This window comes from Flavobacterium sp. MEB061 (assembly GCF_000834715.1).
GTDB lineage: Bacteria > Bacteroidota > Bacteroidia > Flavobacteriales > Flavobacteriaceae > Flavobacterium > Flavobacterium pectinovorum.
The window spans coordinates 196,378-220,536 of sequence record NZ_JXQR01000015.1 but is presented as its reverse complement, the minus strand read 5'-3'; the positions used below and the strand labels follow the sequence as shown (position 1 = coordinate 220,536).

The window sequence follows — 24,159 nt, the reverse complement described above, 5'->3', positions numbered from 1 at the left end:
TGGTTTTTTTTATATAAGAAATAGACTTCTTAGTTCATTGTAGCTTTTAATGCTTTTGCTTCAGCAGTCATCTCCAAAGCTTTGTAAACCCCTAATAATGTTTTAGAAACATCATCATTTTTAGGATCTAATTCATGTGCTTTTTTAAGATAAGGAATAACTCCTTTGAAAACATTTTCTCTTTCTGTTTTTAAAACATCATAACGCTTCATATCTTTTGCAGAAGTTCCCAATTTGTTCATTTCGTCAATGATTGGTTTCTCAGCCTCTAATTTTAAAGCTGCAAGGTTAAGATAAGCATTTGTATAGTTTGGATCAATTTCGATTGATTTCAAATAATATTTTTCAGCATCGGCATTGTTTTTAGCATTTGCACTAATAACTCCTAAGTTGAAAACTAGATCAGCATTGTTTGGATCTTTTTGTAAAGCCTCTCCAACTAATTTTTTGTAAGTTTCAAAATCTTTAGTTTCTAAATATAAATTAGCTTCTGAAAGAATTAAAGAAGAATCATCCGGATTTGCTTTTCTTGCATCTGCAATTGCTTTTTTAGCATCTTCAACACGTCCCTTTTGTACTAAAATCAAAGCTAAGTTTTTGTAGATCTCACCTCTTTTAGAAGGAATTGCTTCTGTTTTAGGTTTTTCGTGAGTTCCTAATTTAATAGCCAAATCTCTTTCGCTAGCTGTATTAAAACCATCTTCGTTACCAGAAGCTTTGTTGATTGCAGTATAGCTTGTTCCTTTTCCAGAATAGTTTAATTTTTTCAACTCTTCATACATTGGTAAAGCTGTATCGTAATCCTGAGCATTTACAGCTGTTGACGCAGCATAATACAAGTTAATTGTATCTTTTCTGTCTAACAAATAAGCATCATACAATTTTTTTGCTCCGTCAGCATGTTTGTTTGCCTGAGTATCAGCAATTGCTGAGTTAATCAATAAACCTTTAATTTGAGTAATTGAAGCTGCAGCCTGAGTTGAATACTTTTGTTTTCCAGATGCTTTTTCAACTTCAATCAATTTATTATAGCTTTGAGCAGCTGCAGATAAATTTTTGCTTTCTTCTACTTTTTTATTTGCTAAATCAAGGTAAGCATTACCTTGTACAAAATAATATTGAGCCTGTTCAACATCTTTGGCATTCACCACCATGTTTTCAGCATCTTTTAGTATCGTAATTGCTCCTTGAGCATCTCCGCCTTTTAATGCTTTTTCAGCACTTTTAATTTGATCTTTTTGAGCAAAAGTAGCTACCGAAATCAATAATGCTGATGCAAGTATTACATATTTACTTTTCATAATATTCAATTTGTGTATTTAATTTTAATTTTCGTGGTTATATATTTTTACTCTTCTGATTCTTCTTCAGAGTCATCTTCGTCTTCTACTGCTTCATCAGTATCGTCGTCATCGTCTTCAACTGTACCGTCGTCTTCAAGAACTTCTAAGTCTGGTTTTACTCTTTCGATAACAGGTCCTACTACATTTCCGTCTTCATCAACAACAACTTCTTCAACATCATCTTTCATGACTTTTGTTACGGCTGCAATAGAATCTTTACCTTTTAAGTTAATTAATCGAACCCCTTGCGTTGCACGACCCATTACACGTAAATCTTCAATAGCCATTCTAATTGTCAATCCTGATTTGTTGATAATCATTAAATCATCAGCATCAGTTACGGCGTTGATAGAAATCAGTTTTCCTGTTTTTTCTGTAATGTTAAGTGTTTTCACACCTTTTCCACCACGGTTTGTAATTCTGTAAACATCTTCTCCATCTTCGTCGACTAATTTGGTACGTTTTCCGTACCCGTTTTCAGTTACAACTAAAATTTGCGAATCGTTAACATCATTTTTAGCTACAGTAACCATACCAATTACTTCATCAGTATCATCTTTTAAGCTAATTCCACGAACTCCCGAAGCTGTTCTTCCCATCGGACGTGTTTTAGTTTCTTCAAAACGAACCAGTTTACCAGATTTAACTGCCAGGATAATTTGACTTTCACCATCAGTTAATTGTGCTCCCATTAATTCGTCGCCTTCCTTAATAGTAATAGCAGCAACTCCATTTACCCTTGGTTTAGAATATTTCTCTAAAGAAGTTTTCTTAACCTGACCTTGTTTGGTAACCATTACAAGGTTATGACTGTTGATATAATCTTTGTCTTTTAAGTCTTGAGTACAAATGAAAGCTTTTACTTTATCATCACTTTCAATGTTTACAAGGTTTTGAATTGCTCTACCTTTTGCAGTTTTACTTCCCTCTGGAATTTCGTAAACACGCATCCAGAAACATTTTCCTTTTTGGGTAAAGAACATCATATATTGGTGGTTGGTCGCAACGAACATATGCTCAAGGAAATCCTGATCTCTTGTTCCTGCACTTTTTTGTCCAACTCCTCCTCTGTTTTGAGTTTTATATTCTGTTAAGTTGGTACGTTTGATATAACCTGCATGAGAAATTGTAATTACTACATTTTCATCGGCAATTAAATCTTCGATACTTACATCTCCACCAGAATATTCAATTTGAGAACGACGCTCATCTCCGTATTTCTCACGAATTTCTTCAAGTTCTTCCTTAATTAATTTAGTTCTCAAATCAACATCGGCTAATAATGCTTTTAAGTGCTCAATTAACTTCATTAATTCTTCAAACTCAGCTCTTAATTTATCTTGTTCCAGACCTGTTAACTGACGCAAACGCATCTCAACAATAGCACGTGCCTGAATATCTGATAATTTAAATCTTTCGATTAATTTCTCACGAGCTTCTTCTGTATTTTTAGAACCTCTGATTATTGCAATAACTTCATCAATATTATCAGAAGCAATAATTAATCCTTCTAAAATATGTGCTCTTTCTTCTGCTTTACGCAATTCAAATTGTGTTCTGCGAACTACAACATCATGACGGTGCTCAATAAAATAGTGAATCATATCTTTTAGATTCAACATTTGTGGGCGGCCTTTTACAAGTGCAATATTATTTACACTAAAAGATGATTGCAATGAAGTGAACTTATATAAGGTATTCAAAACTACGTTTGGCGTAGCGTCACGTTTCAGGATATAAACGATACGCATACCGTTTCTGTCAGATTCGTCACGAATATTGGCAATACCTTCAATTTTTTTATCGTTAACCAAATCAGCCGTACGTTTGATCATTTCGGCTTTGTTAACCTGATATGGAATCTCGGTAACGATGATACATTCTCTACCGTCAACTTCTTCAAAACCAACTTTTGCACGCATTACAATACGTCCTCTACCGGTTTTAAAAGCTTCTCGAACGCCTTCATAACCATATATTACACCACCGGTTGGAAAATCCGGCGCTTTAATATGTGTCATTAATTCGTCAACTTCAATATCGTTATTATCAAGGTAAGCTAAAGTACCATTGATAACTTCTGTTAAGTTGTGTGGCGGCATATTTGTCGCCATACCAACTGCAATACCTGTTGCTCCGTTTACTAATAAAGTAGGAACTCTTGTTGGCATTACTTTTGGCTCATATAAGGTATCGTCAAAGTTCAATTGAAAATCAACTGTTTCTTTTTCGATATCTGCCATAATATCTTCAGATATTTTACGCATTCTCGCCTCAGTATAACGCATTGCTGCCGGACTGTCTCCATCCACAGAACCAAAGTTACCCTGACCATCAACTAATAAATATCGTAAACTCCATTCCTGAGCCATACGTACCATCGCATCATAAACCGATGTATCTCCGTGCGGGTGATACTTACCCAGAACCTCCCCTACAATTCTCGCAGATTTTTTGTGGGCAGATCTTGAGGTTACTCCTAAGTCATACATTCCGTAAAGAACTCTTCGATGCACTGGTTTCAAGCCATCTCTAACATCCGGAAGTGCTCTTGATACGATTACTGACATCGAATAATCGATGTAAGCTGATTTCATTTCATCTTCTATGTTAATAGGAATTAACTTTTCTCCTTCAGACATAAGTTGTTATGTTTAATAATTATATTAGTTTCAAAGCGTGCCAAGATACGGTTTTTTGAAATTTTTTCAGCTATTTACTTACACTTATTTCAATGATTTATTAACAACTTTATTTTACTTTTTAGTTAATAAATTAAGCGTTTTTTAACGCTTTTATTGTTATTTTTTTTGTCTATTAGCTGACAGGAGATTCGGAAGGGTATGGTTTTTGTTTTTCAAAGACTAATTCACTAAATTTACAATTACAATTATATATTATGGATGATAATTTTTCACCAAGAGTAAAAGATGTTATTACCTACAGTAAAGAAGAGGCCTTACGTTTGGGTCACGACTTTATTGGTACTGAACATCTAATGCTAGGCATTTTGAGGGATGGAAACGGTAAAGCCATTCATATACTTAATAACCTTGCAGTCGATTTAGATCATTTGCGCAGAAAGGTAGAAATACTGAGTCCGGCCAATCAAAGCGTTGAAGTAAATGCTGAAAAGAAAAATCTTCATCTTACCCGTCAAGCGGAAAGGGCACTGAAGACAACTTTCCTTGAAGCCAAAGTATTTCAGAGCTCGTCAATTAGCACGGCGCACCTGCTTTTATGTATCTTACGAAACGAAAACGATCCAACAACCAAGCTGTTGAATAAACTAAAAATAGATTATGACATAGCTAAAGAACAATATTTAAATATGACTCCAAACGAAGAAGAATTCTTAGAAAACTTGCCTAGAAACGAATCATACAATGACGATTCAGGACAAGATGACAGTCTTAAGGAAAGTAGTTTTAATAATCCAGCCAATAAGTCAAACAAAAAATCTAAGACTCCAGTTTTAGATAATTTTGGGAGAGATTTAACAGAAATGGCCGAAGAAGGAAAACTAGATCCTGTTGTAGGACGCGAAAAAGAAATTGAGCGTGTATCGCAAATTTTAAGCCGTAGAAAAAAGAACAACCCACTTCTTATTGGTGAACCAGGAGTTGGTAAATCTGCTATTGCTGAAGGATTAGCATTGCGCATCATTCAGAAAAAAGTATCACGTATTCTTTTCCACAAACGTGTAGTAACTCTTGATCTGGCTAGTTTAGTAGCCGGAACAAAATACCGTGGTCAGTTTGAAGAAAGAATGAAAGCCGTGATGAACGAACTTGAAAAAAATGATGATATCATTCTTTTCATTGATGAAATTCACACTATTGTAGGTGCTGGCGGAGCAACAGGTTCTCTTGATGCTTCAAACATGTTTAAACCTGCATTAGCAAGAGGCGAAATTCAATGTATTGGTGCAACAACGCTTGATGAGTACAGACAATATATTGAAAAAGACGGCGCTCTTGAAAGACGTTTTCAAAAAGTAATTGTAGAACCAACTTCTGTTGAAGAAACAATCGCGATTTTGAACAATGTAAAAGACAAATACGAAGATCACCATAACGTAACTTATACGCAGGAAGCGATCGAAGCTTGTGTTAAATTAACCAACAGATATATGTCTGAGCGTTTTTTACCGGACAAAGCTATTGATGCTCTTGACGAAGCTGGTTCTCGTGTACACATTACTAATATTGATGTTCCTAAACAAATTTTGGATTTAGAACGTCAGTTAGAAGAAGTGCGCGAAAACAAAAATATGGTAGTTAAAAAACAAAAATATGAAGAAGCTGCCAAACTTCGTGATGATGAAAAACGTATCGAAAAAGATTTAGCTGTTGCGCAAGAGCAATGGGAAGAAGATTCTAAAAACAACAGAATTGAAGTTACAGAAGATAATGTAGCCGATGTTGTTTCTATGATGACCGGAATTCCTGTAAACAGAATTGCACAAACAGAAAGTAATAAATTAGCCAAATTACCTGAATTGATTCAGAATAAAGTAATTGGTCAAAACGATGCTGTTTTAAAAATTGCACGTTCTATTCAACGTAACAGAGCCGGACTTAAAGATCCGAACAAACCAATTGGTTCGTTTATTTTCTTAGGTCAGACCGGAGTTGGTAAAACCCAATTGGCTAAAGTTTTAGCAAAAGAATTATTCGATTCTGAAGATGCATTAGTTCGTATCGACATGAGTGAATACATGGAGAAATTTGCTATCTCTCGTTTAGTTGGAGCGCCTCCGGGATACGTAGGTTATGAAGAAGGTGGACAATTGACCGAAAAAGTTCGTAGAAAACCTTATTGTGTTGTACTTTTAGACGAGATCGAAAAAGCGCATCCGGATGTGTTTAACATGATGCTTCAAGTTTTAGATGATGGTTATTTGACTGATAGTTTAGGTCGCAAAATCGACTTTAAAAACACTATCATTATCATGACATCTAACGTTGGAGCACGTCAGTTGAAAGATTTTGGACAAGGTGTAGGATTTGGAACTGCTGCAAAAGTGGCTCAGGCCGATGAAAACTCAAAAAGCATTATCGAAAATGCATTGAAAAAAACTTTCGCTCCGGAATTCTTAAACAGAATTGATGACGTAATCGTGTTTAATGCATTAGAAAAACATGATATTGATTTGATTATCGAAATCGAACTTACAAAATTGTACACTCGTATTGCTGAATTAGGATATAAATTAAGCCTAACTGATAAAGCAAAAGCATTTATTGCTGAAAAAGGTTTTGACAGACAATTTGGCGCAAGACCTCTAAAAAGAGCGATTCAGAAATATGTTGAAGATTTGTTAGCAGAAGAAATTATTACCTCAAAAATACATTCAGGTGATGAAATCTTAATGGATTTAAAAGATGATTCTCAAGAGCTTTCTGTAGAAGTACACAAAGCCGAAGAGCCAACAAATCTATAAATTGATAAATTTTATAACAGAAATAACAAACCCGTTACGTTTTTATAACATAACGGGTTTTTTCTTTGGATAAAATCGTATATTTATTAAAAGCAAATAGCTACTTTTGAATATTAAATTTTATAACAAACAATAACGTATGCTTCAAAATAAAGTCATTTTAGGTAGCGAAGAATGGTGCTCATTTCCAGAACTAGGAATCCCTACAATCAAGGCTCGCGTCGATTCAGGCGCAAAAACTTCGGCAATGCACGCCATAAACATAGCTCCTTTTATAAAAAATGATGCCAATTGGGTAAAATTCGACATTAACCCAATTCAGAATAATATTAAAACCATTATTCATTGTGAAGCTCCACTGGTTGATAAACGAATTGTAAAAAGTTCAAGCGGTTTTAGAGAACATCGTTATGTTATTCAAACGAACTTAAAAATTGGCGATGCAAAATGGCCAATCGAAATGACATTGACCAATCGTGACTCAATGGGTTTTCGTATGCTTTTAGGCCGTGAAGCCATGAGCGGACGTGTATTGGTTGATCCCGAAGACAAATATATGCTGGGACAACCCACAACCGAAGCATTAAAAGAATTATACCAAAACTCTGAAAAAGCAAGTTCTGGTTTACGAATTGGACTTTTGGCCAGTAATCCTGAATTATACAGCAATAAAAGAATTATGGAAGCCGGCGAAATGCGCGGTCATGAAATGCATTTTTTGAATATCAAAGAATGTTACATGAAACTGGATGCTAAAACTCCTGAAATTCATTATCGTGGAGGAAAAATATTGAATCAATTTGACGCTATTATTCCGAGAATTCGACCAAGTATTACTTTTTACGGTTGTGCTTTAACGCGTCAGTTTGAAGCTTTGAAGGTTTTCGTTTTAAATTCGGCTACAGCCATAACACAATCACGTGATAAATTATATTCACTGCAATTGCTTTTGAATAGCGGAATTGATATCCCGACAACCGGTTTTGCCAATTCACCTTTGGATACTGACAACCTGATCAAAATGGTTGGAGGTTCGCCTTTAATCGTAAAATTACTGGAAGGAACACAAGGAAAAGGAGTTGTTTTGGCAGAAACCAAAAAAGCGGCAGAAAGTGTAATCAACGCTTTTAAAAGCTTAAACGCAAACATCTTAGTACAGGAATTCATCAAAGAAGCCAACGGAAAAGACATTCGTTGTTTTGTAATTGACGGAAAAGTAGTTGCAGCGATTCAGCGTGAAGCAATGCCGGGCGAATTTAGAGCCAATATTCACTTGGGCGGAACAGCCTCTGTTATAAAAGTAACTGCCGAAGAGAAAAAGATTGCGATTAAAGCCGCAAAAGCAATGGATTTAAAGGTTGCAGGTGTAGACATTATTCGTTCTTCAAAAGGTCCGTTATTACTCGAAGTAAACTCTTCTCCAGGTTTGGAAGGAATTGAAGGTGCAACAAATAAAGACATTGCCGGAGAAATGATTAAAGCGATTGAGAAGAATTTTAAATTGATATAAGTTCATTTAAACTTAACAACACATAATTAATTTAGCAGCTTTGTCAAAGTTTAAAACTTTGACAAAGCTTTTTTATTAACTTTAAATAAAAAATATGGTTTTCCCTTATTTAGACATTATTCTTAGAAGCGCCGCTGTTTATTTTTTCATGACAATTGCCCTTAGGATTTTCGGTAAAAAAGAACTTTCGCAATTAAATACCGCCGATATTATTCTGATTTTACTGATTAGCAACTCTGTTCAAAATGCCATGGTGGGACCGGATACAAGTCTTTGGGGAGGTTTGGTTGCAGCTTTGGTCTTGTTTGTAATCAACTTTGTTATAAAAAAACTTACGCACAAATACAAAGTGCTCAACGATTTACTTTTGGATAAACCCGAAATCCTGATTCACGACGGGAAACTTGATTTTAAAGCTTTAAGCAAATTAGACATTTCACACGACGAATTGAAAGAAGCGATGCGTGAGCATGGTTTAGAACATTATACCGATGTAAAGCTTTGTATGCTCGAAATTGATGGTACAATCAGTATAATTTCTGAAGATAAAAAGAATCTGAAACAAACGCATTATAAAAGAAAGCACAATCATAAGAATTTTAGAAAATAACATTTATTAAAATTCCAATATTTTTAAATTCCAAATTCCAACTGAAAAGATAAATTCAAGTAAAAAAAATCAAATAAAAAATTCCAAATTCCAACGCTTTGTGCTTTTCACATTTGCCTTGGAATTTGGAATTTAAAAATATTGGGATTTAATTCTGAAACCCGCTTTTTTATTTCCAAAACTCAAACCATTTCTTCTCATTAATTACATCAATATTAATAGTTTTTATTGTTGTAGTTGACAATCCAAATAATTTAAGATTTTGATTTAAATTGGATAATATATAATCCTGCTCTTTCGGGAATTTCTCAGCAATCATTTTATAATGAGGCAAAAGTTTTTTATCCTTTATTCCATTCACAGCCTGTAGCGCAGCATGTATAACCAAATTTGAGCTCTCTTGTAAACCCACTATAAAAGTATCAACATAGTCACTTTTATTTTCTAATTGACCAAGCGAATAATAAGCATCCTTTTTTATTTCTTCATTTTCGTTATATACAAATGGAACAATAACAGCTCCGTAATCGAATTTCATTTCTTTTAGTAAATAAGTACAGAATCTAAAGGTTTCTTCTTCTTTTATTCTGTCGATATTATTTTTGATAAATTCTTTCCAATCAGCACTTTTATCTTTTGCGTACCAAAACACAAATTGAAACACAGGCAAAATATCTTCTTTGGCAAAATCTAGCAAATAAGGAAAGGCCCGATTATAATCAAACTTAACAAGCACCTGAAGCAGCATTTTTTTAATTTTACCACTACCCGATTTATACTGTTCTTCCAGAAAATCCAATTCACCTGAATTTATTTTTTGCTTTTTTAAGATTCCATATAAACATTCTAATTTTACCTCTTCATCATCCGTTGCAGCATAAACATCTAAAATATGCGATACAACACCGCCTAATGTATAATTGAATAGCTCAGTTTCTGTTTCATTTTCAGAAGTAATTTCATCAAGCCAGCGTTCGTACCAATCCAGAAAATTGGATTCAAAAACGAAAAATGGCTTTTGCAGATCTAAATCAACATTCACGATTCTGCCTTTAAATTCTCCATTTAAAACAAGTCCATAATAATACGTACAGCCTTGAGTTCCAATAGGCAAAATTCCAGAATATAATTTCCCTGATTCAGCATCAAAATCCTCATTAGACAGATTTTCATTTTCATCTATATTTTTCGTCAAATCTTTCCAGAATCCATCGCTCATTTCCGGATTTAACTTACAGTCTTCTTTTAAATATTTTTCCGGATTGGCGCAAATGAATTCCTCAACATTTTTCCCGAGAGGAAATATTCCATAACCGGGACCGGCAGCAGAATCCTGATAAGATATTCCACCATTTCCAATATGCAGTAAAAACGTTTTGTAACAGTCCGGAAGAGAAACATTATAATCGCTTTCAAATTGCAAAATATCTGCAATATCTGCCATTTTACCTACAACATATTCATGACTATCAGCTGCAAATACTTTTAAATCTTTATCTGTATTTTTTGCTATAACCAACTTCTTTTTTATTCTCTCTATTTGATCTGAAGTTTTTTGATCTATCATAATGCATTTTGAATTTATATCAAATATATTACTTTATAAGTATTGAAAAAGATGTTTTAGAAACAAAAAAAAGCCGCTTTCAAATTGAAAACGGCTTTACTATATTTTGACAAATGTGATGATTACTCTCTCACATTTTATATTAATCTGTTTACGAAATAAATAAACTTAAAACAAAGTAAACCAATCCAGCTAAAATAGCCGAAATAGGAATCGTTAATATCCAGGCCCAGATCAAACTTACAGTTACCCCCCAACGAACGGCAGATACACGTTTTGTTAATCCAACCCCGATGATAGAACCTGTAATCGTGTGGGTTGTACTTACCGGTATTTTTAAGTGTTCTGTAAAATACAATGTCAAAGCTCCTGCAGTTTCAGCAGCAACTCCTTCAAACGAGCTTACTTTAGTAATTTTAGAACCCATTGTTTTTACAATTTTCCATCCTCCGCTTAAAGTTCCTGCAGCAATTGCAGAATAACACGCTAATGGAATCCAGCCCGGCATTACACCTTTAACACCTAAATCATCATTTGGTAAAACAACATCTAACCAAGAAGCCATATGAACTCCCGGATTTGTATGGATATAAACCGCTACAGCAGCAGCAATAATACCCATTACTTTTTGCGAATCATTTCCTCCGTGTCCTAAACTAAAAGCAGCAGAAGATAATAGTTGCATTTTTTTCAAAGCAGCATCTGCCTGATGAAGATTTAAGCTACTGAATATTAAACAAAAAGCACTTACTGTTAAGATAATAAAAGCAACTAAAAACCATTTAATATTGTGTGGATCAAAGGCTACGCTCCAAAAATGTGAATCAAATCTAGGTTTACCATGCTTAACAATCTCTTCATAAGGAACCATTAAATTGCTAACCAACCAGATTGTAGCTATCATTAAGGCTACTGTAAATATTTTAGGCCAAATACTTTTACGAGAAGCATTTAACAACCAAATCGAAATTAAATAAGAAGCAAATGCTCCCAATAACGGTGCTAAAACAATAAATGCAATAATGATAATAACTCCCGAAGGCATTCCGCCATCTTTTCCGGCTTTGTACCAGCTTACGATTTCATACCAATAATGTGTAGCTCCATCTTCGCCAACATAACCAGAAAAACCATGCACGGCAATCGCATGAGCAACTGCTGCTCCTGCAAAACCACCAATTAAAGTATGTGAAGAACTTGAAGGAATCCCTAACCACCAGGTTAATAAATTCCAGCAAATAGCTGCAATTACACCGGCAAGAATTACAACAAGATTGATTTCCATAGTGTGCGCTGTTTTGGCAACAGTATCTGCAACACCAAATCCGAAAACCCAATAAGCTAAAAAGTTAAAAAATGCTGCCCAAAGTACGGCCTGAAAAGGCGTAAGTACTTTTGTTGCAACAACGGTTGCTATAGCATTTGCTGCATCATGAAAACCGTTGATGTAATCAAAAATTAAGGCTAATACTATAATAATTATAAGTAGCGTCATAAATTATAACTTCAGAATGAAATAAATTGAATTTAAGAATGTTTTACAGAAATAGATTCCAATATGTTTGCAACACTCTTACATTTATCTGTCGCTGATTCTAAAACAGATAACACTTCTTTATATTTAATAATATTTTTAGCATCTGTTTCGTTCTCAAAAATTTCAAAAACTGCTTTGTTATAAACGTTATCTGATTTATTTTCCAATTTATTAATTCTGGCGCAAGCCTCCTTAATAATATTCATATTTTTCAAATTGCTCAACTCTTTTACAGCACTGTCGATGTTTTGACAAGCTTCAAGGTTGATTTCAGTCATTTTTCTGATTGATTTTGTAATTTTATCAACCTGATATAATCTCATTCTGCTCGCCGCACCGTGCAAATAATCGGCAACGTTATCAATAGAAGTAATAAGTGTGTGAATATCCTCTCTATCAAACGGAGTAATGAAGTTTCTGCTCAACTCAAGATTGGTTTGACGTGTAATGTCTTCTCCTCTTTGCTCTAACTCATCAATTTTTTGAAAAAGAACTTCTCTTTCTTTCAATGGAAGATTTACAGCTTCGTGTAAATTAGAAGCTAATTCAATTAAATTGCTTGAAGCCTCTTCAAAAAGTGGAAAGAATTTCTTGTCTTTCGGCACTAAAAATTGGAAAATACTGTTTATTGACATTTTTATATTTTTGATAGTGCAAAATTACTTCAATATTATTCGGTAATGTTAAGCCATTGTTAACAAATCGTTTTCAATTTGGAAACTATCCAAAAACGAAACCGTCTTTTCAATGTCATAATGTAAGATTCTGTCTTCTTTTACCAAAGGCACAACTTCTCTGTAACTGCTTAAAAACATTTCGATGAAATCACTTGATTTTAAAGGCTCTCTGTACGCAATTGCCTGTGATGCGTTCATTAATTCGATAGCCAGAATACGCTCTAAATTATCTAAAATACGTAACGCTTTTGTAGCTCCGTTTGCGCCCATGCTTACGTGATCTTCCTGTCCGTTACTCGACACAATACTATCAACACTTGATGGTGTAGCCAATTGTTTATTTTGACTTGCAATGCTTGCAGCGGTATATTGCGGAATCATAAATCCTGAATTTAATCCCGGATTATCTACCAAAAATGCCGGAAGATTACGCAATCCCGAAATTAACTGATAGGTTCTTCTTTCAGAAATGCTTCCTAATTCTGCCAACGCAATTGCCATAAAATCTAAAGCTAAAGCCAAAGGCTGTCCGTGGAAATTTCCTCCAGAGATAATCTGATCGGCTTCAATAAATATATTAGGATTATCAGTTACTGAATTAATTTCGGTTTTGAATACTTTTCGAACATAATCAATCGCATCTTTTGAAGCGCCATGAACTTGTGGCATGCAACGGAAAGAATACGGATCCTGAACGTGTTTTTTCTCCTGAGCAATAATTTCACTTCCTTCCAAAAACTCATTAACACGCTGCGCTGTAATAATTTGTCCTTTATGCGGACGAATAAAATGAATCAATTCGTTAAAAGGCTCGATTCTTCCATCAAAACCTTCTAAAGAAATGGTTCCGATTAAATCTGCCAAATACGAATATTTATATGCTTTAATCAAAATATGAGCTCCATAAGCACTCATAAATTGAGTTCCATTTAATAAGGCCAAACCTTCTTTTGACTGTAAAACAATTGGTTCCCAGTTAAAATGCTTCAAAACTTCGGCAGAAGCCATTTTTTTACCTTCAAAATAAACTTCTCCTTCTCCTAATAACGGCAAAGATAAATGTGCCAAAGGAGCCAAATCTCCAGATGCGCCAAGTGAACCTTGTGTGTATATTACGGGTAGAATATCATTATTATAAAAATCAACCAAACGATTTACCGTTTGCAGTTGAATTCCTGAATGTCCGTAACTTAAAGACTGAATTTTAAGAAACAGCATCATTTTTACAATCTCGGCAGGAACTTCTTCTCCTGTTCCGCAAGCGTGCGATTTTACTAAATTCTCCTGAAGTTTTGATAAGTTTTCATTTGAGATTTTAACACTATAAAGTGAGCCAAAACCAGTATTGATTCCGTAAATAGGTTCTGAATGTGAAGCCATTTTTTTATCTAAATAATCACGGCATTTCTGAACATTTACTTTTGCTTCTTCAGATAATTCAAGCATCTTTTGGTTTACAATGATCTCTTGTAAATTTTCTAAAGTTAAGGTTTCGGTACTTATATAATGGACTTCTCTCATGGTAATATTTATTTTAAGGCATCAAAATTCAGCAAATCAATATTAAAAAGCAACATTTGTTCATAATAATTAAAAATTAAACAATTTAAAATTATTCCTTTTGCCTATTTCATAATCGAAATTGGTATTAAAACGGTCTTCTTCTTGATTTTGCATTGTGAAACTTACATTTCAAAAAAAAGATTCCTATTTAACATATAGACTAAATTATGTGTTTTTCTTCTTTTCAAAACAAATAAATCCGTTCCTTACCGGTAATTATATTGGCAAAAGCACATTAAATATACGAATAAGACAACTTTGAAGATCGAATCTTAACAAATGCTCAATATTGAAATTGATCTTTTGGAAATATTAAAATATTCGTAAAAAGGAAATAAAGATTTTTAACTTTTATAAAAAGCTGTACTTTTGAAAAATCAAAAATGAAAAGTAACAGCATTAAATATCAATCTACAATGACAACTCAAACAAGAGTTGCAATTGCTGCTACAACAACTTCTACTACAACAACTACCCCTTAGGGGTATACATTTTACATATAATCCTGGTTATCTATACTTTTTTTCATGAAAGAAGAAAGGCTTTGGATACATAAAAACATTTGCAAAAAAGAAAAAAATCATCAAAATGAAAGTATTAAAATTTGGCGGAACTTCGGTTGCCAATGCTCAAAATATAAAACTCGTTCTCGAAATTATAAATCAAAAATCTAAAAATGATAAATTAGTTGTTATTGTTTCTGCTTTAAGCAAAGTCACTGATTTATTGCAATTGGCAGCAGCAAAAGCCGCAGCTAATGACGAAAGTTTTAGAGAAATTGTTGCTGAAATAGAAAAAAAACACCTTGACACTTTAAAAGATTTGATTCCGGTAAGTGAACAAAGCAGTTTGCTAAGTCACGTAAAAAGAATTATTAATCACTTAGAAACTTTATTAGACGGCTGTTTTTTATTGGGCGAATTATCTCCAAGAACAGCTGATACCATTTTGAGTTTTGGAGAATTGCTTTCGTCATACATCATTGCACAGGCTTATCAGCAAATTAATAAAGATGTAGTTTATAAGGACAGCCGCGAAATCATCAAAACAAATGCTGATTTTGGAAAAGCCGCTGTAAACTTCGAAATATCAAATCAGCTGATTCAGGAATACTTCGGTCAAAATGAATCACAAATCAATATTTTACCGGGTTTTATAGCTCTAACGCTTGACGGAATCACTACAACTCTTGGTCGTGGAGGTTCTGATTATACAGCCGCCATTATCGCCGGAGCTCTTGATGCTGATCAACTTGAAATCTGGACAGATGTAAACGGAATGTTTACTGCCAACCCAAAAATCGTAAAACAAGCTCAGCCAATTGCTGCAATTTCATATCAGGAAGCAATGGAATTATCGCATTTTGGTGCCAAAGTGTTGTATCCGCCAACGATTCAGCCTGTTTTAAGAAAAAATATTCCAATTTTAATCAAAAATACTTTTGAACCGGAAGCTGAAGGAACTTTAATTTCCAGTCATGTTTCATCAAAAGATACGGTTGTAAAAGGAATTAGTCATATCGATCATATTTCGCTTGTAACACTTGAAGGTCCCGGAATGATTGGAGTTGCAGGTTCATCAAGACGTTTGTTTGAAGTATTGTCTCAGGAAAAAATCAACGTAATTTTTATCACTCAGGCTTCTTCTGAGCATTCGATTTGTATCGGAATTTTAAATTCTGATGCTGAAAATGCCGAAGCAGCGATTAACAGAGCTTTTGAAGTAGAGATTCTTCAAAACAAAATTGATCCGGCGATTGTCGAAAAAGACCTTTGCATTATTGCCTTGGTTGGTGAAAACATGAAAAATCACCAGGGTTTGAGCGGAAGAATGTTCAGCACTTTAGGAAAAAATAACGTAAACATTCGTGCCATCGCGCAAGGTGCATCTGAAAGAAATATTTCGACTGTAATCAACGAAAGAGACGTTAAAAAAGCGTTGAATACATTACACGAAAACTTCTTTGAAGAAAACACAAAACAGCTCAATTTATTTGTAATGGGAGTTGGAAATGTGGGTGAAAAATTCATCGAACAAATTCATACTCAAAAGAAATTTTTAAAAGATAATTTAAAGATAAATGTTCGCGTAATTGCTTTGTCAAACTCCAGAAAAATGCTTTTTGATGAAGACGGAATTTCGCTAAAAGATTGGCAAGCCGATTTAGACAATGGCGAACCAGCCAACAAAGAAGCTTTTATCGAACGTGCCAAAGAACTGAATTTACGTAATAGTATTTTTGTAGATATTACAGCAAATGCAACGGTTTCTGAAACTTACGAGCAATTCTTAAAACAAAGTATTGCGGTTGTAACTTGTAATAAAATTGCCTGTTCATCTGCTTACGATAATTATAAAAAACTAAAAAGTTTATCACGTCAATACAACGCTCCGTTTTTGTTTGAAACGAATGTTGGCGCGGGATTACCAATTATTGATACTGTAAAAAACTTAATTGCATCTGGCGATAAAGTGCATAAAATTCAGGCGGTTTTATCGGGAAGTTTAAACTTCATTTTCAATAATTTTGATGAGAAAAATTCTTTTCACGATGTGGTGAAAGAAGCCGGAGTTCAGGGATTTACAGAACCGGATCCAAAAATTGACTTAAGCGGAATTGATGTGGCACGTAAAATCCTGATTTTAATTCGCGAAAGCGGTTACGAAATGGATATTGACGCCATCGAAAACGAATCGTTCCTGCCTGCAGAATGCCTGGCAACAACAAACAACGATGACTTTTTTGCCTCGTTAACCAAACACGCAGAACATTTTGAAAACATCTATAAAGAAGCTTTAGCAAAAGATTCGAGATTGAAATACGTAGCACAATTCGAAAACGGAAAAGCAAGCGTTGGCCTGCAATTCATCCCAAAAGATCATCCGTTTTACAATCTTGAAGGAAAAGACAATATCGTACTTTTCTACACAGATCGTTACGTTGATCAGCCGTTATTGATAAAAGGCGCAGGGGCCGGAGCCGCGGTTACTGCATCAGGAATTTTTGCGGACGTTATTCGAATAGGAAATATATAAAGGTGCTAAGGTTCTAAGTTGCTAAGGTTCTGAGTTTTTTTTAAACCTGATCTTAGCCTCTTAGAATCTAAGAACCTTAGAAACTAAAAATAAAAAGTTGCAAAAGAAATCTTAGGATCTTAGCAACTTAGAACCTCAGAACCTTAAAAATGGAAATTAAACTATTTTGCCCGGCAACTATCGCGAATCTTTCGTGCGGATTTGACGTACTTGGACTTTGCTTAGACAATGCGGGCGATGAAATGATTGTTCGAAAAACAGATCAAAAAGGCGTTCGTATTACTAAAATTGTAGGTGCCGATTTGCCTATGGAAACCGAGAAAAACGTTTCCGGAGTTGCCGCTTTGGCCATGTTAGAAGCCTATGAAAGGGATTTTAATCCGGTAACTTTTGGATTTGAAATCGAAATCTATAAAAATATCAAAGCCGGAAGCGGAATTGGAAGCAGCGCCGCAAGTTCTGCCGGAGCAGTTTTCGGGATAAATGAATTATTAGGAAAACCTTATTCTCGTAAAGATTTGGTGCAATTTGCGATGCAGGGCGAAAAACTAGCCAGTGGAAACGCACATGCCGACAACGTTGCTCCTGCCCTTCTAGGCGGATTTACTTTGGTAAGAAGTTATGCTCCGCTTGATATTATCAGAATTGATAGTCCTGAGGAATTGTTTGCAACGGTGGTTCATCCACAAATTGAGTTGAAAACATCTGATGCGCGTTCGGTATTGAAACAAACGGTTTCCCTAAAAAGCGCGATTATGCAATGGGGAAATGTGGGCGGATTAATTGCCGGTTTATACACTAAAGATTACGATTTAATTGGGCGTTCGCTTCATGATGAAATCGTAGAACCTTTAAGAAGTGTTTTGATTCCGGGTTTTGATTTAATCAAACAAACGGCTCTTGAAAACGGTGCTTTAGGTTCCGGAATTTCAGGTTCTGGTCCGTCGATTTTTGCTTTAAGCAGAGGAAAAAATACCGCTGACCAAATCGCCAAAGCCATGAGCGATGTTTACGAAAAAATGAATTTGCCATATGAAATTCACGTTTCGAAAATTAATCCGGATGGAGTTCGTGTTCTTTGAACGCCGTAAGCAATAGGCTTTAGGCAATAAGCTTAAAACTATTGCGAAAATATAAATAAGAAAAAATTAAAAAAGCAATAAGCTGAACGCACTAGGAAAAGCCTAATGCCTAATGCTTAAAGCTTAAAGCCAAAAAAAAATGAAATACTATAGTTTAAACCATAATGCCCCGGAAGTTTCGTTTAAAGAAGCTGTTATACAAGGATTAGCGAGCGATAAAGGATTGTATTTTCCGCAAAATATTACGCCTTTAAATCCTGCATTTTTTAATGTAATCGAAAATCTAACGCATCATAATATTGCTTATGATGTGATTCAGCAATTTGTAGGCGATGATATTCCGGAGGATCATTTAAGAGAAATTATTGCAGAGACTTTATCATTTGATTTTCCGATTGTCGAAGTTGAAAAAGGAATTTATTCGTTAGAATTATTTCACGGGCCAACAATGGCTTTTAAAGATGTTGGAGCGCGATTTATGTCACGTTGTCTGGCATATTTTAATAAAGACAAAAAAGACAGTAAAAACACGGTTTTGGTAGCAACTTCGGGAGATACGGGCGGTGCGGTTGCCAGCGGATTCCTTGGCGTTGACGGCGTTGATGTTGTGATTTTATATCCGTCAGGGAAAGTAAGCGATATTCAGGAAAAACAATTGACGACTTTAGGAAAAAACATTAAAGCGCTTGAAGTTGACGGTGTTTTTGATGATTGCCAGGATATGGTGAAAAAAGCGTTTTTGGATGAAAGTCTGGCGCATAAAAACCTGACTTCGGCAAATTCTATAAATATTGCGCGTTGGCTGCCGCAAATGTTCTATTTTTTCTTTGCTTATAAAGCGTTGAAAAGCCAAAACAAACCGTTGGTTTTCTCTTGCCCAAGTGGAAACTTCGGAAATATCTGCGCGGGAATTATGGCAAAAAAACTAGGTTTGCCAATTGAACATTTCGTTGCGTCTACAAACGTAAACGATACCGTACCAAGATTTTTAGAAAACGGAAAATACGACCCGAAACCTTCTAAAGCGACAATCTCAAACGCAATGGACGTTGGAAACCCAAGTAACTTTATTAGAATTCAGGAATTATACAACAATGATTTAAAAGCTTTCGAAAAAGACTTTTCATCTTATAGTTATACGGACGAAGAAACGCTTGAAGCTTTAAAAAACATCTACAAAGCTGACGGTTACATCGCAGAACCGCACGGTGCTGTTGGTTATTTAGGTTTAAAAAAAGAACTTCAAAAACACGAAAATGCGATTGGTGTTTTCTTAGAAACCGCTCATCCTATTAAATTTCTTGATGTGGTTGAGCCTGCTTTGGGGATTAAACTTCCTATTCCTGAACAAATTGAAAGTGTTATGAATGAAGAGAAAGTGAGTGTGAAGATTGGGACTTATGAGGAATTGAAGGCGTTTTTGGGGTAAAAAACATATGATAAATGATTAAAGCGAGTAAAAAAATTTTACTCGCTTTTTTATTGCATAACTTCTAATAAACAATCTACTACGGAAATCCGTAAAAATTAGCAATGAAAAATACTTATATTTGAAAAATAAGAAAACTAATTACCAACATCTTATCCTATTTAAATTCAAAAAGAATGAAGTCATTTTCAGGTATTTCTTGGTTGGATTTTCCAGCACAACATTTTGGGAGAATAAAAGAAGAAATATTATCTAAAGGAAAAGATTATATCCTTAAAATAGATGAAGAAGAATTTATTGACTATTTATTTGAAAAATATAGACTTGAACCATTAAAGATTTATCTTGAAACTGAATCCATTTCAGAACCTAAAAAAAGAATAGAAAAAAGAAGTGATCCTTGGGGATATTATTTTGATGCTGAAGTATATTACTTTACTGTGAGCTATCAATTTACTGGAAGTGAAGAATTATTCTTTGTTCAACCAAATCCAAGAACTATTGTCAGCTATGATATAAATGTAAAAAATAACCAAGTCTCATTTTCATTTTCAATTTACAAACAAGACGTTAGAGAATTTAACAAAGTAAAGTCAGAGGCCTATTCTAATGCATTTACCAATTTAGAAAAAATTAATAATAATTTACAATCCATGAATGGTAGTTTTGAAAATGCCGTGAAGCTCGCATTTCAAAATGAAAAAAATAAATTCAAAGAGGAAAATGATTTCTTTGCTGCTATAAATGTTAATATCAATAAAGATACGGCATTCGTTTTTACAATTCCGACGATTACTAAAAAAAATATTCCGCAACCAAAAGTATCCAATAACAAAGAATTTTCCAGCGAACCGACCATGTCAATGGAGATGTATAACGATGTTTTGAAAGTAATATATGATTTAGGCAAAAGCATGGAAAAAAAACCTTCAACTTATCAAAATAAAGATGAAGAAGCTTTAAGAGATCAAATATTGCTATTTCTAGAAACAAGATATGAAGGAACAACCGCTACAGGAGAAACATTTAATCGCGGAGGGAAAACTGACATTATACTTAAATATGCAAATGATAACAGTAATCTATTTGTTGCAGAATGCAAATTTTGGCACGGTGCTTCAGAGTTCTTAAAAGCAATTTCTCAATTATTTGATAGATACTTAACTTGGCGCGATTCTAAAGTTGCTTTAATTCTATTTGTTACGAACAAAGACTTTAGCAATGTATTAAACTCAATTAAAGGTGAAGTTGTTAATCATGAATACTATGTTAGCTCTAATGGAGAAAAAGGAGAATCCTCGTTTAGTTATATATTCAGATTACCTCAAGATGAAAACAAAAAGGTTTTGCTTGAAATAATAGCATTTCATTATGACAAATAGCAAAGAAGTGATGCAAAATTGCAGGCTCTGTAAAACTCGAATTGCCGACAAACTCAACTCGCACATAATTCCTAAATTTATGTGCAAACGGCTTTTCGAAAATGCAAATCCAAGACATACTATTCAGGTTTCAAAAGATGGGATTCAAACTAAACTTCAAGACATTCCAAAGGAAAATCATATTTTTTGTAGTTGGTGTGAAAAACGACTAGAAAAACTCGAAACATATTTCTCTAAAGTTTTTACAGAAGTAAATTCATTACAAAATGCTCGTAGAAAATATAAATTGGAAAATGTCCAAAATCAAGAAATCTTACATTGTGAAGAAATTAACCCTTCAATGTTTTATTTATTTTTATACTCTCTAATTTGGAGAAGTTCGATTTCTAAAGACTTGCTCTTCGACACATTCTCAATTGAAGATTATATTGAGGAAGAAATTAGAATTTTTCTGGATAATAATTTACGAGAATTACATAGTGATTTATTAGAACATTCTAAAAAAATACAAAATGTTCCAAATTATCATTTATGTTTAATTAAACCTAAATATAAAACTCGCGGAATATTTAGTGTATACAATTCCGGCCCAAACACTTATGCTATCTATACAGTTGATTATGCTTTATTCTTTTATACAAATGAAAAAGATTGCCCTATTGCACATAAGTTATTCGGAAACTCCATGAATGAAACTTTCAAAATTGTTATTGGAAATGATGAAACCTGGAAAGAACTAAATAATTTAGTAGTCAAAAATATGTTAAACTATAAAAAAACTGCTAGTGCGGGCATCCCGCTCGTGAACGCAAAGAGAGAAAACTTCCCAAATCCCGACATTCATTTTAAAAATAATAAAAAATGAACATACGCTTTTTTCCTAAAAAAGATTGTACAGCCTCTATTTGGAGTGGTGGATTGACATATGAATATATGATATATCCGGAAACAGCAAGATATAGCGATAGAGATTTTGTATTTAGAGTAAGCAGCGCTACAATAGAGAAAGTACCTTCGAAGTTTACCAAATTTAATGGTTATCATCGGTATTTGGTTATGCTTGATAACTCCTTAGATATTGAGGTAAACAAAGAGAAAAAAGTATATGAGAAATTTGAAATCATAGAATTTAATTCGGATGATGAAGTGACTTCTTATACAAAAGGTATTGATTTTAATTGGATGGTTTCTGAAAAAACAGGCAATCACAAACTGCAAATAACACAGAGTAATCAGAATTGTAATGCTCAAATGATACTTTTATTTTCTTTAGATACAACCCTTATTAAAATTAATGAGAAACCATACGATCTGGAACGGTATGATTTATTAGTGATTGAAAATCCAAAAAAGGAAAATATAATGCTTCATTTTTCTAATAAATGTCTTTATGGAACATTAGAATCACTTTAGTTTTAGCTAAAGACAATCATAAATATTATAATTTTGTTCCTCCAGCTAAAGCAGGAGTCAATTCAAATTTCGAGTTGAGAAGAACAAAAAACTTTAAACTATAATTATCGCATAAAAATTTCATGATTACAAAAGCAACATTACAAGACATTCCAGCATTAAACATATTAATCAACTCAGCTTACAGAGGCGAAACTTCTAAAAAAGGCTGGACAACAGAAGCGCATTTATTAGAAGGAAAAAGAACAACGGAAGAAGAATTAACGGAAATGATTCAGGATCCTAAAAATACATTTCTGAAATATACCGAAAACAATCAAATTATTGGGTCGGTTTTATTGGTGGAGAAAGAACATCAATTGTATTTGGGAATGTTAACCGTTTCGCCGGAATTACAAAATAGCGGTATCGGAAAAAAGTTATTGGCCGAAGGTGAAAAGCATGCTAAAACCTTGGGATTGTCGAGTATTATTATGACGGTTGTTTCGGTTCGTTCAGAGCTTATTGCGTGGTACAAACGCCACGGTTATGTTGAAACCGGAGAAAGAGAACCTTTTCCTTCCAGTGATATACATATTAATGTTTCTGATAAGCCTTTGGAGTTTATATATTTAGAGAAGGGCATTTAATTTTTTGCCACGAAGACACAAAGGCACTAAGTTTTTTTTAAAGCTGGTGCGAAATATGCTCGCAAAGTCGCAGAGTCGCAAAGTTTTATTTTTTCTTTGCGACTTCGCGACTTTGCGAGATTTTTAGACGCACTACTGTGCGCCTCTACAGAAAAACTTAGAATCTAGCATCTCAGTCCCGAAGCTTCGGGATAGCAACTTTCTTCAGCAACTTTTTTTAATCTTTGACAGAAATTCGTGTGAAACACCTAAATAGGATGATAAATTTTTGTTGTTAATTTTATCGATCTTATGCGAATATCTTTCTACAAACTCCAAATACCGTTGTTTTGAGGTTTTGTTTAAAACATCTAAAAGTCTTTGCTGAATGTTGATGTTGGCTTTTTCTACCATAATAATATGAAACTGCACCAGCTTTGGTACTTGCTCAAACAAAAGTGCTTTGTTGGCTTTGCTAATCACTAAAATCTCGCTATCTTCTATTGCCTTGATATTGTAGGTTGTAGGCTTTTGATGATAGAAACTTTCGAGATCGCACATCCATTCGTTTTCAAAAGAGAAGAAAATAACGCTTTCTCCTCCGCTGTCGTTTATAATGTAGGTTTTAAAAGCGCCTTTTAAAATAAATCCTTCATAAGAACTGTTTGAGTCCTGAATTTGCAGGAATTCATTTTTTTTCAGTTTTATAAATTCTGTTTTTTCTGTAATGCATTTCCATTCTTCTTCGGTTAAGTTAATTTTACGTTCAATGTTTAATCTGAGGGCTTTGTACATGTGTTTTTACTTTTATTCTTACTTGGGGGCGTAAGTATTTGAATGAATTAAAAAAAGATGTAATCGATTACGTAAAAATACTTCTTTTTGATATTTTTGTCTCTTAACAATTGTTAAAAAAACATTTTATCCGAAAAAAAATACAAAATATTGAACTTGTT

The 24,159-nt window shown here is 34.0% G+C and carries 17 protein-coding genes; 10 read left to right on the top strand and 7 right to left on the bottom strand.

Going from position 1 to position 24,159, the window contains the following annotated elements; genetic code table 11:
• Positions 1 to 29 precede the first annotated feature (29 nt).
• Positions 30 to 1,301, bottom strand: a complete 1,272-nt coding sequence (locus tag RT99_RS08225) for a lipopolysaccharide assembly protein LapB (RefSeq protein WP_042564252.1) — start codon at positions 1,299 to 1,301, stop codon at positions 30 to 32.
• Between the two features lie 47 nt (positions 1,302 to 1,348).
• Entirely contained in the window at positions 1,349 to 3,985 is a 2,637-nt protein-coding gene (gene gyrA, locus RT99_RS08220; RefSeq protein ID WP_042564251.1) for a DNA gyrase subunit A, read from the bottom strand.
• A 257-nt stretch (positions 3,986 to 4,242) separates the two neighbouring features.
• Between gyrA and RT99_RS08215 the strand changes: the two genes are divergently transcribed.
• The 3 genes from RT99_RS08215 (at position 4,243) to RT99_RS08205 (ending at position 8,909) form a co-directional block, all read left to right on the top strand.
• Complete coding sequence (locus RT99_RS08215) at positions 4,243 to 6,789, top strand: ATP-dependent Clp protease ATP-binding subunit (RefSeq protein ID WP_042564250.1); 2,547 nt, start codon at positions 4,243 to 4,245, stop codon at positions 6,787 to 6,789.
• Between the two features lie 139 nt (positions 6,790 to 6,928).
• The gene (rimK, locus tag RT99_RS08210; protein WP_042564249.1) at positions 6,929 to 8,299 is read left to right on the top strand and encodes a 30S ribosomal protein S6--L-glutamate ligase; all 1,371 of its coding nucleotides are present in this window, start codon (positions 6,929 to 6,931) and stop codon (positions 8,297 to 8,299) included.
• Positions 8,300 to 8,393: 94 nt separating this feature from the next.
• Positions 8,394 to 8,909 carry a DUF421 domain-containing protein gene (locus RT99_RS08205; protein ID WP_042564248.1) on the top strand — a complete coding sequence of 172 codons (516 nt, stop codon included), beginning with the start codon at positions 8,394 to 8,396 and terminating at the stop codon, positions 8,907 to 8,909.
• A gap of 169 nt (positions 8,910 to 9,078) precedes the next feature.
• Here RT99_RS08205 and RT99_RS08200 read toward each other — a convergent pair whose 3' ends face one another.
• From RT99_RS08200 to hutH, 4 genes are all read right to left on the bottom strand, one after another.
• A complete protein-coding gene (locus RT99_RS08200) occupies positions 9,079 to 10,476 on the bottom strand; it encodes an SMI1/KNR4 family protein (protein ID WP_042564247.1) in 1,398 nt (465 codons plus the stop codon).
• A 151-nt stretch (positions 10,477 to 10,627) separates the two neighbouring features.
• Complete coding sequence (locus RT99_RS08195; RefSeq protein ID WP_042564246.1) at positions 10,628 to 11,971, bottom strand: inorganic phosphate transporter; 1,344 nt, start codon at positions 11,969 to 11,971, stop codon at positions 10,628 to 10,630.
• A 32-nt stretch (positions 11,972 to 12,003) separates the two neighbouring features.
• Positions 12,004 to 12,648 carry a DUF47 domain-containing protein gene (locus RT99_RS08190; RefSeq protein ID WP_042564245.1) on the bottom strand — a complete coding sequence of 215 codons (645 nt, stop codon included), beginning with the start codon at positions 12,646 to 12,648 and terminating at the stop codon, positions 12,004 to 12,006.
• A 48-nt stretch (positions 12,649 to 12,696) separates the two neighbouring features.
• A complete protein-coding gene (hutH, locus tag RT99_RS08185; RefSeq protein WP_042564244.1) occupies positions 12,697 to 14,211 on the bottom strand; it encodes a histidine ammonia-lyase in 1,515 nt (504 codons plus the stop codon).
• 630 nt (positions 14,212 to 14,841) lie between these two features.
• On the opposite strand from hutH, the gene thrA reads away from it, so the two are divergent.
• The 7 genes from thrA to RT99_RS08150 all read left to right on the top strand — a co-directional run bounded on the left by thrA (position 14,842) and on the right by RT99_RS08150 (position 23,224).
• Positions 14,842 to 17,289 (top strand): bifunctional aspartate kinase/homoserine dehydrogenase I, encoded by a 2,448-nt coding sequence (gene thrA / locus RT99_RS08180; RefSeq protein ID WP_042564243.1) that lies wholly within the window; start codon positions 14,842 to 14,844, stop codon positions 17,287 to 17,289.
• 149 nt (positions 17,290 to 17,438) lie between these two features.
• Positions 17,439 to 18,371: a homoserine kinase gene (locus RT99_RS08175; protein WP_042564242.1), complete on the top strand. Its 933-nt coding sequence runs from the start codon at positions 17,439 to 17,441 to the stop codon at positions 18,369 to 18,371.
• Positions 18,372 to 18,510: 139 nt separating this feature from the next.
• A complete protein-coding gene (gene thrC / locus RT99_RS08170; protein ID WP_042564241.1) occupies positions 18,511 to 19,800 on the top strand; it encodes a threonine synthase in 1,290 nt (429 codons plus the stop codon).
• A gap of 176 nt (positions 19,801 to 19,976) precedes the next feature.
• Positions 19,977 to 21,182 (top strand): hypothetical protein, encoded by a 1,206-nt coding sequence (locus RT99_RS08165; RefSeq protein ID WP_042564240.1) that lies wholly within the window; start codon positions 19,977 to 19,979, stop codon positions 21,180 to 21,182.
• On the top strand, positions 21,172 to 22,047 hold the full coding sequence (locus RT99_RS08160; RefSeq protein ID WP_042564239.1) for a hypothetical protein: 876 nt from the start codon (positions 21,172 to 21,174) through the stop codon (positions 22,045 to 22,047). The genes RT99_RS08165 and RT99_RS08160 overlap by 11 nt, the downstream gene beginning before the upstream one ends.
• On the top strand, positions 22,044 to 22,595 hold the full coding sequence (locus tag RT99_RS08155; protein ID WP_042564238.1) for a HutD family protein: 552 nt from the start codon (positions 22,044 to 22,046) through the stop codon (positions 22,593 to 22,595). Before RT99_RS08160 ends, RT99_RS08155 begins: the two co-directional genes overlap by 4 nt.
• Positions 22,596 to 22,717: 122 nt before the next feature.
• The gene (locus RT99_RS08150) at positions 22,718 to 23,224 is read left to right on the top strand and encodes a GNAT family N-acetyltransferase (protein WP_042564237.1); all 507 of its coding nucleotides are present in this window, start codon (positions 22,718 to 22,720) and stop codon (positions 23,222 to 23,224) included.
• A 204-nt stretch (positions 23,225 to 23,428) separates the two neighbouring features.
• Here the strand turns inward: RT99_RS08150 and RT99_RS08145 are convergent, their stop codons facing one another.
• Complete coding sequence (locus tag RT99_RS08145; protein WP_042564236.1) at positions 23,429 to 23,998, bottom strand: Crp/Fnr family transcriptional regulator; 570 nt, start codon at positions 23,996 to 23,998, stop codon at positions 23,429 to 23,431.
• Between the last annotated feature and the right edge of the window lie 161 nt (positions 23,999 to 24,159).